The following is a 15971-nucleotide window of genomic DNA, read 5'->3' as shown; positions in this document are numbered from 1 at the left end:
ACATCGGTCCGTGTGTCATTCTCGCGTCCAAATATCAAGAGTAAACGCCTTTCTCGGCGAGTTTACAAGCAATATTTACAATCTTTGCTCACCGCGACGTCCCAGCCTTCATGCAATCGCCCTACATGCTGATGCAGGCGGCCGCCGGCCTCGTCGCGGCAGGCCAGCCCGGCGCAAGCAGCACCGCCGCAACGCCAGCGGCGGCAAGCCGGGCGACGTCAATTTTTTGTCGGGCGAGTGGAAAATCAGGCACAGGCAGTTCAAGGACAAACAATGGTGGAAGACGGACAGGCGCTCATCGTGCGCGGGGTCTGGGACCGAATCGGCGCCGCTTCGTGCCGCTGGCGCAAGGCCGTGTGGCGCGATGGCGGCCACAGCTGGGCGGAAAACTGGATCATGGACTGCGCGCCAGCTGATTGGCGCGCAATAAACCGCACTCCAGCCAGGGGCGGCTAAGACGCTCGCTCGCCCCAGCCGCGCACGTCGTGGCCGCCAAACACCATGCGCCGGATGGCCGGGCTGGCCAGACTGTCGGTAAACCCGGGCGCCATGGCGCTGACCGCGTCGAGGCGCGCGCGCTGGCCGGGCGTGAGCGTGCAGCCGAGCGCGGCCAGGTTATCGTGTAATTGCGCCGGCGTGCTGGCCCCGACCAGCACCGTGGCCACACCCGGGCGGCCCAGCACCCACGCCAGCGCCACCTGGGCCGGCGCGCGTTCCTGTTCGGCCGCCACCTCGGTCAGCACGTCCAGGATCGCCCAGTTCTTTTCGGTGAACTTGCTGTCGCCAAATGGATTGGCGCCACCCAGGCGCCCCGCGCCGGCGCCCTGGCCACGCTGGTATTTCCCTGACAAAAACCCACCCGCCAGCGGGCTCCACGGCATGACCGCCATGCCGGCCTCGAGCGCGGCCGGTACATGCTCGCGCTCGATATCGCGCGCCACCAGCGAGTATTCCAGCTGCATCGCCACCGGTCCCGGCACGCGCCGCTCGGCGGCGATGGTGGCCGCCTTCATCGCCAGCCAGGCGGGCATGTCGGAAAAGCCGACATAGCGGATTTTGCCGACCCGTACCAGGTCGCCGAGCGTTTGCATGATTTCCTCGACCGGGGTGACGCCGTCCCAGATGTGCATCCAGTACAGGTCGATGTAATCGGTGCCCAAGCGCTTGAGCGAGGCGTCCAGCGCGCGGTGGATGTTCTTGGCGCCCGCGCCGCCGGCGTTCGGATTGCCCGCTTGCACCGCGTGCGCCGCCAACGGGCTGGCCGAAGCGTTAAAGCCGAACTTGGTCGACAGCACCACCCGCTCGCGCACCCCGGCGTCGGCGATGAAGCGGCCGACCATCTCTTCGCTGGCGCCGCCCGAATAGATGTCGGCGGTGTCGATGAGATTGCCGCCCTGGCCGAGGTAGGTATCGAACAGCGTCCGCGCCCCGGCTTCATCGACGCCCCAGCGCGGCGTGCCGAACGTCATGGTGCCCAGCGCCAGCGGACTGACAACCAGGCCGGAGCGGCCGACGGTGCGATAAGCGGTAAGGTCCATGTCTTTATCTTTCATAGTGATCGTTATTAAAGTCTGGCATGCTTGCGCAGCATGGTCAATCTTTTTTATAATGATCGCTATGAAACAACCTCGAGCGAAGAAAACCGGTCGTCCCCTGTCGTTCGAACGCGACGTGGCGCTGGAACGCGCCATGCATGCATTCTGGCGGCACGGCTACGAAACCACCTCGGTGGCGGAGCTGACGGTGGCGATGGGCGTGACCGCCCCCAGCCTGTACGCGGCGTTCGGCGACAAAAAGAGCTTGTTCCTGGAGGCGGTGCGGCTGTATGCGGGCGACCCGGCGGCGATCGGCGCCGCCCTCGATGCCGCGCCAAGCGCGCGCGCTGCAGTGCTGGGCATGCTGGAGGGGGCCGCCGCAGGATTTACCGGCGAATCGACGCCGCCCGGCTGCCTGCTGGCCAGCGCCACGGCCAGCGGGTCGGCGGCCAGCGCGGATGTGCAGGCGACGGTGGCCGGCGTGCGGCGCGAGATTGCGGCGCTGGTGCGGCGCAGGATCGAACGCGACGTCGCGCTGGGCCTGCTGGCTGCGGACACGGATGCGCCGGCCCTGGCGCATCTGGCGATCGGCGTGATCCAGGGCATGTCGGTGCTGGCGCGCGACGGGCTCGGGCGCGATGTCTTGCTGGGCGTAGCGGCGCAGGCGATGCATGCGTTTCGTGCAGGGCCTGCTTGATTACCTGCAGGTGGCGTACACGGTGTACCCGCTTGGGTACATCCGCGACGTGACCTCTCCGACATGCAATCTGCAGGACTTGATCGGCGGGCTCAACTTCTCACTTGCAAACGGCCCAGGCGGTCCAGATGTAAGGGTTCTGCCGCACCTTGGTCTGCTTGACGTGCAATATACACGTCGTGAGTGTGCGGTCGATCCGTTGCCAACGCTCCAGACGTCCAACGCCCCACGTTTCGCCGCCATACACGCACACCAGCCAGTTGTCCATCTCCGTAGCAAGGCCGAACTCGGTTTTCCATCCCCCTTTTACCTTCACGGGGGCAGGTGGAACCAGGGTCTGCTCGCTGTACAGCTCGCCCTCTTGCATGTACGTATAGCTCAGATGCGCCCGCTTCATCAGGCCGTGGCCTTCCGGATCGGACGAATCCGGCGCCAATGTCAGCGTCTTGGGCGGATAGACATCCGGGCATTTCACCTCGACGGCGTGGGCCGCCGAGGACAGGATCATCGCTGTCAGCAACAGCGTTTTCATTGCACGACCACTACGTAAAATTCCGTGGCGTCGTTTGATGCCTCTCGCAGTTTGATATTGCTTTTCTTTTCCGCAGCTGTCCAGGTCTTTACTCCGCGCTTCCCCGGAGCTTTGCTTACCCACTGATCAACCATAAAAAAAGCAGTAGGCTTCCCTTTAGCATCTCTCTCGATGTCGGCGAAACTATGAAATAGTGCGGCATGCCACCCTTTTTCGTTTGGAAACCGCCATTTGTTATTCACGAGTTTGAAGTTGGCGATGACCGTGCCAGGCGCCAGGGTAGTCAAATCGAGCACCCTGGCCCCGCGTTGCCATCTGCTTGTATGGCCAACACTGGTGTATTCTTGAGGCAAGCGCACGCACTGCCCATTATCGATCTTTTTCGTGTCAGTGCGCTTCCACTCCGCCATCAAGTCATCCAGGTCGCCACGATAAACAACGGGGTGAGGCATTGCGACCTCCCCTTACGCGCAGCGGTTCGATGCGCAATCCCAGCCGCCGGCGGAGTTGCCTTCTGGTCCGCCCTTGATGCCCTGGCGGGTGTATTTCCATTTCATTTTCGAATACGCCAGATGCACGTATTCAATCACGATACCACTGTCGCCGCTGTCTGGCGTGACGCTCGAGACGATCACGTTTTCAAGATCCACGGTGTAGTAATTGACCGGCTTGCCATCGCCATCGGCGCGCATGAACTGGAACGACGCTTTGGGAATGGTTTTGCCCATTGCGCAGTGCTGCTGCAGGATCGGAGACGCCATGTCAGCAAATTTTTTGAAAGACAGGTCCGACAGTTCCGCCCTGCCGGTGGTCATCCCGCCGGCCGTCGACGCTGTCGATGCGCCCGGCTGGAACACGCTCCAGGTCACGCGCGATACTTCAATCCAGTCCTTGTGGCCCGCATCCGTGGATTCGCCCTTGATACCGTCGAGTTGCATGTAGACATCTGTTGCCATGTTGACTCCAAAAATATTAACTAATCAGTATTATCGCTGCAACGCGGCAGTATTGCCAATAAATTAATGTTAAATCGCAGACTTCGGATTGATACAATTCGGACAATCATGAGACTTGTGTCGGGAAGCTGATTTGATCCGGACCGCATCAGGATGATTACTTGCAGCTCGCCCGGGCCTTCCAAACCGTTTGGCTGCGCGGCTCCTTGGTCTGCGTGACGCGCAATACACACGAGCTCAGCTTGCTGTCGAGCCGTTGCCAACGCTCCAGACTCCCATCGCCCCACGTCTGGCCGCCATATCCGCAGACCAGCCAGTTGTCCGTCTCCGGAACGACGCTGAACTCGGTTTGCCACCCCCCCTTCACCTTCGTGGAAGCGGGAGGAACCAGGGTCTGCTCGCTGTACAGATCACCGTCGTGAATATACGTATAGCTCAGATGCGCCGGTTTCAGCAGTCCATGCCCTTCCGGATCGGACGAATCCGGCGCCAGCGTCAGCGTCTTGCTCCGATAGAAGTCAGGACACGTCACCTCGACGGCCTGCGCTGCCGAGGACAGGAAAATCGCTGCCAGCAAAAGCGCTTCCACGGCGCCGCGACCTGAAGATAGAGATTGTCTGATCATGTTAATTCCCAAAAAGTTCGACTGGATAATATTATCGCGGCAACATCATGCGATTGCCAATGAATGTCGACACTACGGGCCCGGCATGTCGTCAATGCTGAGGTAACATCGTAGGCCTGCGCAAAATCAACGTCATTCCTGAGGTACACCATGAACGTTTTTTCGGACTACCTGGCACAGATGGACGAGCCGTCCCAGCGCGCGCGAACGAGCGAGGTACTCGATTGGGTCAGCCAGGCATTCCCCGCGCTCGAACGCAGGATTGCCTGGAACCAGCCCATGTTCACCGATCACGGCACCTTTATCGTTGCTTTCAGCACGGCCCGCCATCATCTCGCGCTCGCCCCCGAAGCGGCCGCCATCGCGCACTTCTCCAGCCAGATCGAGCAGGCCGGCTACGAGCACACCAAACTGTTGATCCGCATTCCCTGGCGCGCCGAGCTCGCTTTTTCCCTGCTCGGGAACATCATCGGCTTCAATATTGCCGACAAAGCCGGTTGTGCGACCTTCTGGCGCAAGCAGGCCAAGCCCGCCGCAAGCGCCAAAAGTGAAGGCTAGCGCGCCAGCGCCATGCGGATATGCGCGATCTTGTCCAGCACCGCCGGGCGCGTTTCGTGCGCGCGCGCGACCACCTGCACGTCGATCGACAACAAGCGGGCCACCGCCGGCGGCAGCGCGCGGTAAGCCACGCCCAGGCGCGAGGTCGCCCGCATCGATTGCGGGCACAGCGCCACGCCCTCGCCCGCCGCCACCGCGGCCAGCAGCAGCGTGAAGTCTTTCGGTTCGGGCCGGCGCGGGGCTGCATAGCCGAGGCGCCTGAAAGCGCGCTCGCACTTGTCGTAAAAAGCCGGATTGTCGGCGCGCGCAAACCAGAACAGCGGCAAGTCGACGACGTCGGCCAGGTCGGCCTGCGCGTTCGCCGCCGCCGGATGCGACTCGGGCAAGACCAGGATCATCGGCTCGCAAGCGAGCAGCTCGACCGTCAGGTCCGCCCCCGACGCGGCGATATCGCCGACGATCGCCAGATCGAGCGCGCCGCTGCTCACGCGCTCGGCCAACTGGCGCGACCATGCCCGTTCCAAGGCCCGCCCGCCGGTAAAGGCCGCATCGGTCACGAGCGCATGCAAGGCCGGCATCAGCGCGTGATTGATCACGCTGGTCAGGCCCATGCGTACCGCACCGGCGTCCTCCACGCTCGCCCGCACGGCGCCAACGGCGGCGTCCAGCGCCAGCAGCAGCTTGTGCGCCTCTACCCTGAACGCGACGCCGGCCGGGGTCAGGCTCACGCGCTGCGTGTCGCGCTCGATCAGGCGCACCCGCAGCATCTCTTCCAGGCCCTGGATCTGGCGCGACAGCGGCGGCTGCGACATGTTCATCAGCTCGGCGGCGCGGCGAAAATTGAGCTCTTGCGCCACCGCCAGGAAGCACTGCAAGGCCCTGGTGCTGGGTAAATGTTTCGACAGCATCAGCATAAGTAGGCTCCAGAACCGGTTTTCGCGAGGATGCGGCGCAACAGGGACAGGCGCATGGCCGATTATCCCATCCTTGCGCCTCGCCTGGCGGGCCGGTTTAGAATGCGCACACCGAGCATATTGCTGTTATCGAGGACGCGGCATGGTCTAGCCTAGAAGGAAACGACTGCCCAAGGATTTCGAGGCGATGCTCGACAAGGGCGATCTCGATGAACTGAAAGCCGTGTTCGACACGCGCCTGATCGACGCCCGCGGCGGCGACGACAAGCGCAGCGCGCTGGCCTTCGACCTGTGCCCGGACCCGCTGGCGCGCTGGCTGCTTGCGCAAGGGGCCGATCTGTACGCGACCAACACCGCCGGCGACACGCCCCTGCACCTGCGCGCATGCAGCTGGCGCGGCCGCATCGAGGTGTTGCTGGAACTGGGCGCGGACGTCAACCGCCCCAGCGCGTCCGGCGCCACGCCGCTGCACGACGCCGTGCGCTGCCACCGCGCCGGCAGCACCGGCGTGCTGCTCGCGCATGGGGCGCGGGTCGACGCCGTCGACGCACAGGGCCTGACGCCGCTGGAACTGGCGCTCAAGACCTGCCGCAACGCGCAGCTGACCGAGATGATCGTCATCGCCGGCAAGCTGCTGGCGGCCGGCGCCCGGATCAGCGCGCCGATGAAGGAGCATGTGAGGATGATCGGCACGCGGTTCGAGCAATCCCGCGCCGTCTTCAGCGCGGAGCATGTCGCCGCCGCCAGCGCAGCGCTCGACGCGCTGTTCGCGCTGTTCGAGGTGACGCCGGTGGCGATGAAGGCACCGCTCCACCGGCGTTAGCATGCGGCCATGGACCAGCGACGTGGTCACCGACCGGGAATTGATCACCGGCCAGAATCCGCCTCCCCCTGCAAGTCGGGCAAGCGCTGCTCGATCGCCTGAAAAAAACAGCACCCGGCCGGCCCTTCTAAGCTTATGTGAAATGCGTCGTTCTGTTAACACCGAACAGACTTTATAGTGGCAGCCCGTTCGGCCGCAGTGCCGGCGCCCCATCACTGAGGAGTCTACAGAATGAAGCAACACGGTTATCAAAGCGCGCCCCCAGGTCTGCGTCTCAGCATCCTGGCCATGTCGATGGCGTCGCTGTGGGTTCCGGCCCTGGCCCAGACCGGCGACGCCGGCGCCGGCGCCGAGACGCCGCCGCCGGCCGTGGTGGTGACCGGCACCCGCGTGTCGAACCGCTCCGTGCTCGATACGGCCTCGCCGGTCGATGTGGTGTCGGCCGACCTGATCAACAACAATGGCGTGACCGAAGTCAGCCAGGCATTGTCGGCCGCCCTGCCGGCGCTGAACTTCCCGCGTCCGGGCCTGACCGACGGCACCGACACCGTGCGCCCGGTCACCCTGCGCGGGCTGGCGCCGGACCAGGCGCTGGTGCTGGTCAACTCCAAGCGCCGCCATGCGTCGGCGCTGGTCAACGTCAACGGCACCGTGGGGCGCGGTTCGGCCTCGGCCGACCTGAACACCATCCCGGCGGGCATCATCCAGACAGTCGAAGTGCTGCGTGACGGCGCCGCCGCCCAGTACGGCTCGGACGCGATTGCCGGCGTGATCAACTTGCGCCTGCGCGAAAACCGCAGCGGCGGGGAAGTTGGCGTGAGCACCGGCGCACGCATGTCGGAATACGATTACAACACCGGCGCCGTGCCGGCCGGGCTGGCGCTCGACGTGCCGAACAAGCGCAAGCGCACCGACGGCCAGACCACCACCGTCAGCGGCTGGAAAGGCTTTACCCTGGGCGAGGACGGTTTCCTGACCGTGGCGGCCGAATACAAGAAGCAATCGCATACCGAGCGCAGCGCGTACGACGTGCGCCAGCAGTATCCCCTTATCAACGGCAAGTTCGACCCGCGCGAGCAAACCATCAACCGTTACAACACCTGGGGCGGCGAGCCGGAACTGACCCAATCGACCATCTTCGCCAACGCCGGCATGCCCTTATCGGGCGAGGCCAAACTGTACGGCTCGACCAGCTACCAGAAGCGCGATTCGCGCGCCGCCGGCTTCTTCCGCCGTCCGCTGCAAGATGAAAACATCGTCGCGGTCTATGCGGATGGCTACCTGCCCGTCATCGCGCCGACGGTGGACGACTTCAGCGCCACCGGCGGGCTGGCCTGGAGCGCGCAGGGCTGGGACTTCGACGCCTCGCTCGGTTTCGGCCGCAACAAAATGGCGTTCACGGTCGAAAACTCGCTCAACCGCTCGCTCGGCGCGACCAGCAAGACCGCCTTCGACGCCGGCGGTTTTGCCTACGACCAGCTGACCCTGAATTTTTCGGCCGTCAAACCGGTCAGCGTGGCCATCTTGCCGGCGCCGCTGAACGTGGCCGTGGGCGCCGAAGCGCGCCGCGAAAACTATGAACTGTGGGCCGGCGAGCCCGATTCTTACCGTTACGGCGGCGTGACCCTGGCCGACGGACGTCCGAGCGCGGCCGGCTCGCAAGTGTTCCCCGGCTACACCCCGGCCAACGCCATCGACAGCGGGCGTCACTCGATCGGCGCCTTCCTCGATCTGGAAACCAAGCTGACGCCGGAGTTGCTGACCTCGCTGGCGGTGCGGGCCGAGCGCTATTCGGACTTCGGCAGCAACGTCACCGGCAAGCTGGCCGCGCGCTACGACTTCACGCCGGCGTTCGGCCTGCGCGGCTCCCTGCAAAACGGCTTCCGCGCACCTTCTCCGCAGCAGCAGTTCTACACATCGACGGCGATGACCTTCATCGACGGCGCGGCGTTCAATATCGCCACCTTCCGTCCCGACGACCCGGTGGCCGTCGCGCTCGGCGCCAAGCCGCTGGAAGCGGAAAAATCGGTCAACCTGGCGCTTGGCGCGGTGGCCCGCATCGGCCCGGTGAGCCTGACGGTCGACGCCTACCGCATCAAGATCCGCGACCGCATCGTGCTCAGTGAAAACCTGACGCAAGCGAATGTGCGCCAATTCCTCAGCGCCAACGGCTACAGCGGCGTGGGCGGCAGCCGTTTCTTCATCAACGGCGTGAACTCGACCACGACGGGTGTCGACGTGGTGGCGAACTGGCCGCTGCGCAGCACTGCGGGCCTGATCGACCTGACCCTGGCCGGCAACTTCAACAGCACCGAGGTGACGCGCGTACCGGTCACGGAGCAGCTCGCGGCGCTGAGCCCGGCGCCTTCCCTGTTCGGGCGCGCAAACGTGCTCGGTATCGAAGAAGGCCAGCCGAAGAACAAGATCAGCGCCAGCGCGCGCTGGAAGCTGGCCCAATGGGGCGCGACCTTCAACGCCACGCGTTACGGCAAGGTGCTGTCGGCGGGCAGCACGCAAGCGAGCGATTTCTGGCTGACGCCGAAGACCGTGGTCAACCTGGAAGCGCGCTACACGCTGGCGGGCGGCGCAACGCTGGCGCTGGGTGCGGACAACCTGTTCGACGTGTATTCGGACCCAGTGCCGGCCTCGCTCAACACCACGGCGGCGGTGCCGTACGCCAACCGCGCGCCGTTCGGCCGCTCGGGACGCTTCGTGTACGCGCGGGCCAGCTACAAGTTCTGACGTTCATCTGGCGCCGTAGCGCGCGACGATCTCGTCGTAGCCATGCAACCGGGTGTCGCAACCGGGTGTCAGGTCTGACAAACGGACACGAGCTCGAGCGTAAAGCAAACGGCTGGCCGCCTTATGCTGAGTTCGTGTCCGAATGTCAGACCTGACACCGGATTTGAAAAGCAAACGGCTGGCCGCCTTATGCTGAGTTCGTGTCCGAATGTCAGACCTGACACCGGATTTAGGCAGGATACGTCTCATCGAAGTGTTTTATGGATGCCTCAATTGCGCTTAACTCCTTCGTGGTCCGGCTTGCGAGCGCGCGGCGCAGTAGCGGAACCGCCTTCGCCACAAGGGCCTGATGTTCGATATAGCCCGAATCGACGGCAATCTCGGTAAGCATCCTACCCAGGATATAGGGATCGACGGTCGTGGCGCCTGCCTCCATATACCGAACCGCATCTGGCGCAGAAATACCATAAAGAACATCAAACGCGGAGGCCTGATAATACACGTCGCCGATCTCCTCGCGCAGGATCCTCAATGCCACCTCCCGCGCACGCGCTTTATCCAACTTCGCCAGCGCTTGCAGGGCGTCACCACCTTCATCAAAATCCTCGACGACAATTGCCTGCTCCTCCAGCCGGGATAGTTCATTCAATACGGACGCGTCAGTTTTTGTCATTTGTAGAAAATATTCGGGGAGGCAGCTTAATCCCAGCTGTCCAAGGCTCCGCCCGCAGCCAGGAAGTCGATGGCCGCGCCGATGCACTGTTTCGCGCTCTGCATGAGCCCACCCCCATCCTCACCCAGCAGCGCGCGCAGCAATGCCGGCGCGAGCACGATGTCGATCAACTGCGTAGCGGGCACGGTCGCCCTGGCGATCGCGCCGGGTTCGGACGAGCGCGCGGCGATGGCGCCGGCAACCCGCCCCACGCCCATGCGCCAGCGCAGCTGGTCGGCGCTCAGTGCCATGTCGCGCAAGCGCGGCGCTTCCGCGACGAGCAGGCGCAGCAACGCGACCGCATCCGGCTGCAAGGCCTGCTCCACCACGCTCATGGTGGCCGCTGTGATGCGCTCGCGCAAGGGGCTGTCGTCAACGTCGAGCGCGTCGGGCGCCGCAAACAGGCGCGCAAGATTGCTTTCGATGACTGCGGCAAACAGCGCCCCCTTGTTGGCATAGCGCGCATAGATGCTGGCCTTGCCGGCGCGCGCATCCAAGGCCACCTGGTCGCAACTGGTGGCGTCGAATCCCAAGGCCAGGAACAGCCGCGTCGCCGCGTCGAGCAGCCGGGCATCGACCTCGCCCTTGCGCCCCGCCGCCGGCCGCCCTCCGGCGCCGCGCTTGTCGTGTTCTACCGCGTCCATACTGTCCTTCCCCACGCCGTCGTTCCTCATCTCGAATTGAATCTGTGTTAATCTAGACTGAACCGTTCAGTTCAGTTTAAATCCAGCAAACCCGCTGATTGTACCCGCGTCCCACCTGCCCTGCCGCCGCCGGCCAGGCGATGCACACCGTGAGGGAAACACCATGTCCGACGCAGTCCATCCATTCCATCTGTCCATTCCCCAGGCCGAGCTGGACGACCTGCTGCGGCGCCTCGCGCAAACCCGCTGGCCCGATGCCGAGACCGTGCCCGACACCAGCCAGGGACCGCAACTGGCCAAGCTGCGCGCGCTGGTGGCCCGCTGGCAGGACGGCTACGACTGGCGCCGCTGCGAAACCATGCTTAACGGGCTCGGCCAGTACCGCACCGAGATCGACGGGCTCGACATGCATTTCCTGCACGTGCGCTCGCCCGAGCCGGACGCGGTCCCGCTGCTGCTCACGCATGGCTGGCCGGGATCGGTGCTGGAGTTTCGCAAGGTGATCGGCGCGCTGACCGACCCGGTCGCGCATGGCGGCCAGGCCAGCGACGCCTTTCACCTGATCATTCCTTCGCTGCCGGGCTTCGGCTTTTCGGGCAAGCCGACCACCGGCGGTTGGAACATCGGCCGCATCGCGCAGGCCTGGACGAGCTTGATGGCGCGCCTCGGCTATGCGACCTGGGCGGCGCAGGGAGGCGACTGGGGCGCGGCCGTCACCACCACGCTGGGCTACATGGCGCCGCCGGGCTTGATCGGCATTCACCTGAACATGGTCATGTTCCAGCCGACCGAACAGGAGCGGGACGACGCCACGCCGGCCGAACAGGCGATGCTGGACGACGCCCGGCGCTACGATCAGGAGTTCTCCGGCTACTACAAGCTGCAAAGTTCGCGCCCGCAATCGGTCGGCTTCGGCCTGGCGGACTCGCCGGCGGGACTGGCCGCGTGGATCTATGCGCTGTTCCAGGACGTGTCCGACAGCGGCGGCAACGCCGACAACGCATTCGAACCGGACGACATGATCGACGACATCATGCTGTACTGGCTGCCCAACACCGGCGCCAGTTCGGCCCGCCTGTACTGGGAAGCCATGCAGGCGATGCGGGAAGGCGGCATGCCGTCCGGGCCGATGGCGACCCCGGCCGGCATCAGCATGTTTCCGCGCGAGCAGATCAGGCTGTCGAAGCGCTGGGCCGAACGCCGTTTTTCCAGGCTGGCCCACTTTAACGAGCTTGAACGCGGCGGCCACTTCGCGGCGCTGGAGCAGCCGGCGGACTTTATCGACGAGGTCCGGGCAACGTTCCGGTTCGCCCGACAGAGCGGCGTTCATATCGACGCCGGTCGATCACTGCAGGGCAGCGCCGCCCGGTAAGCACGACGGGGGTGGCTGCCAACCCATCGGACGCCATTGTTGTTCAGTCCATCTCTCTGCCTTGACACTGGCGCGACGGCGGCGCTTCCTTTGCAGGCTGCGCTGTCGCGCGCCAGTGCGATCAATCAGCCCTGGGCACTGCGTTGGCGTCGCCGCACCACGCCCGCCGCCGCCAGCCCGATCCCGATCAGCAAGAAGCTCCCCGGCTCGGGCACAACCCGCACCGAGCCGCCATCGGCCACGACGGCAATCTCGTTCAGCTTGGCGTCCAGGAACAGCACGTCGGAAAACGTCAGCGCCGCATTGCCGTTGCCGAAGGTATCGAAACTGAACAGCCCCAACTGGCCGCTGCCAGACGCGCCCGGCCCCGCGCCAACGAGCGTGTTGAACACGAACGAAATCGTGCCGCTCGCGTTGTCGATCGTGCCGCCGTCGCTGAAGGTCGTGCCTGCACCGCTCAAGAACGTCCCCTCCTTGACACCGCTCGCCTTGAGCAGCGCCGCGTCGAAGCTGAGCGTGAATTGGTAGCCGTACAGGTCGGTAATATCCGAAATGTTCACCGCCAGGTCGACCTTGCCGCCCGATACCACCGGGGCCGGCACGGCGTGTACCGACAGCGTCGGAATGGCAAACGCCTGCGTACACGCGGCCAGCATCATGGCGGCGAAGAGTTTCTTGAATGTCGTCATCTGATTCATCCTCATGCCCCGTAGGGCTCAATATGCGGTAACGGCCAGCCCGATGCGCATGCACCCGGCCGGCCGTGCTTCGGTCAGTTGCAGGCGGCGCCCTTGGCCAGGCGCTGCGCTACGTAAGTGAGGTCGCGTGCGTTGACGACACCATCGGCCAGCACATCGGCGCGCGCGTCAAAACCGTCCTGGCCCGTGCGCTTGCCGAAAGCGGCCTTGACCAGCGCCAGGTCGGCGCAGTCGACATTGCCGTCAACGTTCTGGTCGCCCGCCAGGTGGATGCCGAAGTCGGCGTTGGAAATGTCGAAGAACACATTGCCCACCGCTTCCACCTTGATCCGCGCCGCCGACGCCGGCGTTGCCGGCAGGGTGACCTGGGCGCTGCCGTTGTTGGGTACGCCTTCGGCCAGCAACACCGGCCAGGTCTTGCCGCCGTCGGTCGAGAGCGCGATGTTCACGCTGGCCGCGCCGACCGGGGCCACGTCGGTGTTGGCGACGTTCCAGGTGACGGTCTGCAGCGAGCCCGGATCGAGCGTTTGCGCCGTATTCGGTGACGTGACCAGGAACGGGCCGGCCTCGGGCGCGAGCACCAGCGCGGTGCTGGCGCTGTTGACGCCGCCCCGGCCGTCGCGCGCCGTCAGCTTGAAGTTGAGCGAGGCCGGCGCCGCGTTGGTGCCGGCCAGGCCGACGTAGGATGCGGTCGGAAGATATTCCGAGTAGCACTCGATGTCGGCCAGGCTCGGCGGCGTGGCCGCGACCGCGCACGCGCCCGTCACCGCGTTGGTGTTGTTCGACAGGATCTGCGCCAGGTCCGGGAACACCCGCGTCGGATCGCTTGTGGTGTGGTTTTCGCCCGGCGAGTTGTACTCGAGCGTGGCGGCGGCGCTCACGGTGGCGCGCGTGCCGAACTGGCGGAACAGCGGGCCATTGAGCTTGGCGTTGCTGGTCAGCCCGGTGCCGCCGGCGGCGCCCCGGTCGTTCTGCTCCCACATGTAGGTGATCGGGTCGCCATCGGCGTCGGTGGCGCTGCCGGTCAGGGCGAACGGCGTGCGCACCGGAATCGTGTAGCTGGCCGCCACCGTCACCACCGGCGCGTTGTTGCCCGTCGCGGCGACGCTGCCGCCACGCGTGGTCGGCCCGCCCACGGCGACTTCGCCGACGAAGCCACTCGATCCCGCCGTGAAGTCGACCAGTTGCAGCGGCGCGACATTGAGGCCGGCCAGCTTGCCGTTGAAGGTCACGGTAAACGCCGCGTCGCTCAGGGCGCTGACGGTCACCGTGCCGCCCGCCGGCCAGCCCGGACTGCCTTCCAGCGCGGCCTTGACCCCGGCCGTGGTGTAGTTGGTGCCGCGGACGATCGGCGCCGACAGATTGCCATTGACCTTGATGCGGAATTGCTGGCCGGCCGTATTGAAACCGCGCAGCGCGGCGACCTGCACTTCGTTGAGGATCGATTCGGCGCTCGAGGTATAGGCGACGACTTCGTCGAAGCTGCGCTGCGACCAGTACGGATCGCTGTGCGGCTGCAGGTTGTCGGCCCCGCAAATGCCGGCGTAGGCCATGATCGACGAGCCGCTGCCCACTTCGACCGAGGTGCCGGGATTGCGGTTGCCGCCGCTGCAATTGGAGATGACGCCGTTGAAGGTATGGTTGCCGGCGAACTGGTGCCCGAGTTCGTGCGCCACATAGTCGACCGCGAACGAGTCGCCGATCGGTTTCGGCAGGCCGGTGCAGCCCTGCGCCTTGCCGTTCGCGCCGACCACGCCCAGGCTGGCGACGCCGCCGCCGTTCAGGCCGAGCGCGATGTGGCCGACGTCGAAGTTGCCGGCGCCGGCCAGCAAGCCGGTCACGACGCGGTTGCGCGACAAGGTGCCGCTGCCGCAGCCTTCGGCCTGGGTCGGCGTAAAGCACGCCGCCGCACCGCACGGGCCGTTCGGCTCGGTCATCTGGGCGGCGCTGTCCAGGTTCAGGGCGTCGGTGGCGTCGATCAGCACCAGGCGGATCGAGGTCTCGTCTTCATACACGTGCGACACGCGATTGATCAGCGTGACCTTGGCGGCGGTGACGTTGGCCGCGCCGCCGAAAAAGGTGGCGTAGGTCGGGTCGGTGACCAGCGCCAGCCGGTAGGTGCGCAGCTGCTCGCTGACGGCCACGTTCGGCGCCATGGCGCCATCCATCACGCGGAACGGCACGGCGCTGGTGTTCTGGCCATCGGTGGCGCTCAGGTCGAACGCGCCGGCCCGGCCTGCCGGCAGGGTCACGCGGATCGTGCCCCGGGCATCGGCCGTGGCGGCGGCGCTGTGCAGGGTGGCCGTGTCGCCTTCGCCACGCACGCTCAGGTTGACAGTGGCGCCCGGCGCGAAGCCGGTGCCGAGCACCTCGACCGGGACCCCTTCTTTATAGAAGGAATGCGACAGCGCCAGTTGCGCTTCGGGCAGCGCGCCTTCGACCAGCGGGCCGTGCTGGTTGATCAGGTCGCTGCGCTTGTAGCTGGCGTACAGGCTGGTATCGAGATGGTAGTACGGGTCCACATACCAGCCGCCATTGGCCGAGCGTACCGAGGCGTGCAAGCCGAGCGGGGTGATATCCATGCGCAAGGTGGCGCTCGGGTCGTCGATGCCCCTGCCCTTGTAGGTCTTGATGCCGGGGTGTTTGGCGGCGAGCGCGGCTTCCATGATGGGCGACTCGACCAGGGTGAAGCGCTGGTAGCCGCCATCCGGGTGCGGCAACGACATGATCTGGATGCTGGCCATCATGCTGCTGTCGCGTTCCAGCGGGGCGCTGGCGGTGAGCGAAGCCATGCCGGCCGCGTCCAGGGTGGCGCCGCGGAAGCGCTTGAGCGACAGGGCCGGCGTCTTGGCGCTGGCGATGCCCATGCGCCCGCTCGAGACGGTCGCATCCTGCCAGTACGGGGCGGCGCGCTGGCTCGAGACCGGCGCGCCGGCCGGTGCGGCCACGGCAGCCTGCGCCAAGGGCGCGGCGGCGGCGAAGGCCAGGGCAATACACAGGGCAAGGGAGGATTTCTTGCATGCGGCGTTACGCGGATGTTGCAACCCGCCGTTGTACAGCGGATTCCAAGGCTTCATTGTCATGCGGTGCCCTTTCGCGGCTCGGTGAATATGTTGGTCGTGGTGAGATGTCTTCCTGCGCATTGTTCCGATTCAACGGGCAT

At 65.4% G+C, this 15971-nt stretch carries 15 protein-coding genes; 5 read left to right on the top strand and 10 right to left on the bottom strand.

The features are described from left to right. Nucleotides 1–452: 452 nt before the first annotated feature. Nucleotides 453–1538: an aldo/keto reductase gene (locus F1735_RS17675; RefSeq protein ID WP_167238156.1), complete on the bottom strand. Its 1086-nt coding sequence runs from the start codon at nt 1536–1538 to the stop codon at nt 453–455. A 79-nt stretch (nt 1539–1617) separates the two neighbouring features. Between F1735_RS17675 and F1735_RS17670 the strand changes: the two genes are divergently transcribed. Continuing rightward, entirely contained in the window at nt 1618–2232 is a 615-nt protein-coding gene (locus F1735_RS17670; protein ID WP_167238155.1) for a TetR/AcrR family transcriptional regulator, read from the top strand. Between the two features lie 100 nt (nt 2233–2332). Here the strand turns inward: F1735_RS17670 and F1735_RS17665 are convergent, their stop codons facing one another. From F1735_RS17665 to F1735_RS17650, 4 genes are all read right to left on the bottom strand, one after another. Beyond that, nucleotides 2333–2764 (bottom strand): STY0301 family protein, encoded by a 432-nt coding sequence (locus F1735_RS17665; protein ID WP_167238154.1) that lies wholly within the window; start codon nt 2762–2764, stop codon nt 2333–2335. After that, nucleotides 2761–3216, bottom strand: coding sequence for a BPSL0067 family protein (locus tag F1735_RS17660; protein ID WP_167238153.1), 456 nt, complete (start codon nt 3214–3216; stop codon nt 2761–2763). Before F1735_RS17660 ends, F1735_RS17665 begins: the two co-directional genes overlap by 4 nt. Before the next feature lie 12 nt (nt 3217–3228). After that, entirely contained in the window at nt 3229–3720 is a 492-nt protein-coding gene (locus F1735_RS17655; protein WP_167238152.1) for an Hcp family type VI secretion system effector, read from the bottom strand. Nucleotides 3721–3877: 157 nt separating this feature from the next. Further along, nucleotides 3878–4345, bottom strand: coding sequence for an STY0301 family protein (locus F1735_RS17650; RefSeq protein ID WP_167238151.1), 468 nt, complete (start codon nt 4343–4345; stop codon nt 3878–3880). A gap of 150 nt (nt 4346–4495) precedes the next feature. On the opposite strand from F1735_RS17650, the gene F1735_RS17645 reads away from it, so the two are divergent. Next, on the top strand, nt 4496–4903 hold the full coding sequence (locus F1735_RS17645) for an iron chaperone (RefSeq protein ID WP_167238150.1): 408 nt from the start codon (nt 4496–4498) through the stop codon (nt 4901–4903). Here the strand turns inward: F1735_RS17645 and F1735_RS17640 are convergent. Further along, nucleotides 4900–5817: a LysR family transcriptional regulator gene (locus F1735_RS17640; RefSeq protein WP_167238149.1), complete on the bottom strand. Its 918-nt coding sequence runs from the start codon at nt 5815–5817 to the stop codon at nt 4900–4902. The genes F1735_RS17645 and F1735_RS17640 overlap by 4 nt on opposite strands. A 187-nt stretch (nt 5818–6004) precedes the next feature. Between F1735_RS17640 and F1735_RS17635 the strand changes: the two genes are divergently transcribed. Continuing rightward, complete coding sequence (locus F1735_RS17635) at nt 6005–6640, top strand: ankyrin repeat domain-containing protein (protein WP_167238148.1); 636 nt, start codon at nt 6005–6007, stop codon at nt 6638–6640. Nucleotides 6641–6871: 231 nt separating this feature from the next. Then, nucleotides 6872–9382, top strand: coding sequence for a TonB-dependent receptor plug domain-containing protein (locus F1735_RS17630; protein ID WP_167238147.1), 2511 nt, complete (start codon nt 6872–6874; stop codon nt 9380–9382). Nucleotides 9383–9611: 229 nt separating this feature from the next. Here the strand turns inward: F1735_RS17630 and F1735_RS17625 are convergent, their stop codons facing one another. After that, nucleotides 9612–10055, bottom strand: coding sequence for a hypothetical protein (locus tag F1735_RS17625; RefSeq protein WP_167238146.1), 444 nt, complete (start codon nt 10053–10055; stop codon nt 9612–9614). A 26-nt stretch (nt 10056–10081) separates the two neighbouring features. Beyond that, a complete protein-coding gene (locus F1735_RS17620; RefSeq protein ID WP_167238145.1) occupies nt 10082–10738 on the bottom strand; it encodes a TetR/AcrR family transcriptional regulator in 657 nt (218 codons plus the stop codon). Between the two features lie 163 nt (nt 10739–10901). Between F1735_RS17620 and F1735_RS17615 the strand changes: the two genes are divergently transcribed. Continuing rightward, entirely contained in the window at nt 10902–12110 is a 1209-nt protein-coding gene (locus F1735_RS17615) for an epoxide hydrolase family protein (RefSeq protein ID WP_167238144.1), read from the top strand. A 125-nt stretch (nt 12111–12235) separates the two neighbouring features. Here F1735_RS17615 and F1735_RS35725 read toward each other — a convergent pair whose 3' ends face one another. Together F1735_RS35725 and F1735_RS17605 are read right to left on the bottom strand one after the other, a co-directional pair. Next, nucleotides 12236–12799, bottom strand: a complete 564-nt coding sequence (locus F1735_RS35725) for a cohesin domain-containing protein (RefSeq protein ID WP_222853009.1) — start codon at nt 12797–12799, stop codon at nt 12236–12238. Nucleotides 12800–12882: 83 nt separating this feature from the next. Further along, a complete protein-coding gene (locus F1735_RS17605; RefSeq protein ID WP_229505832.1) occupies nt 12883–15891 on the bottom strand; it encodes a M12 family metallo-peptidase in 3009 nt (1002 codons plus the stop codon). Between the last annotated feature and the right edge of the window lie 80 nt (nt 15892–15971).

Source organism: Massilia genomosp. 1, assembly GCF_011682185.1.
Classification (GTDB): Bacteria; Pseudomonadota; Gammaproteobacteria; order Burkholderiales; family Burkholderiaceae_D; genus Telluria_A; species Telluria_A rubra.
This window is presented reverse-complemented; position numbering and strand designations above follow the sequence as displayed.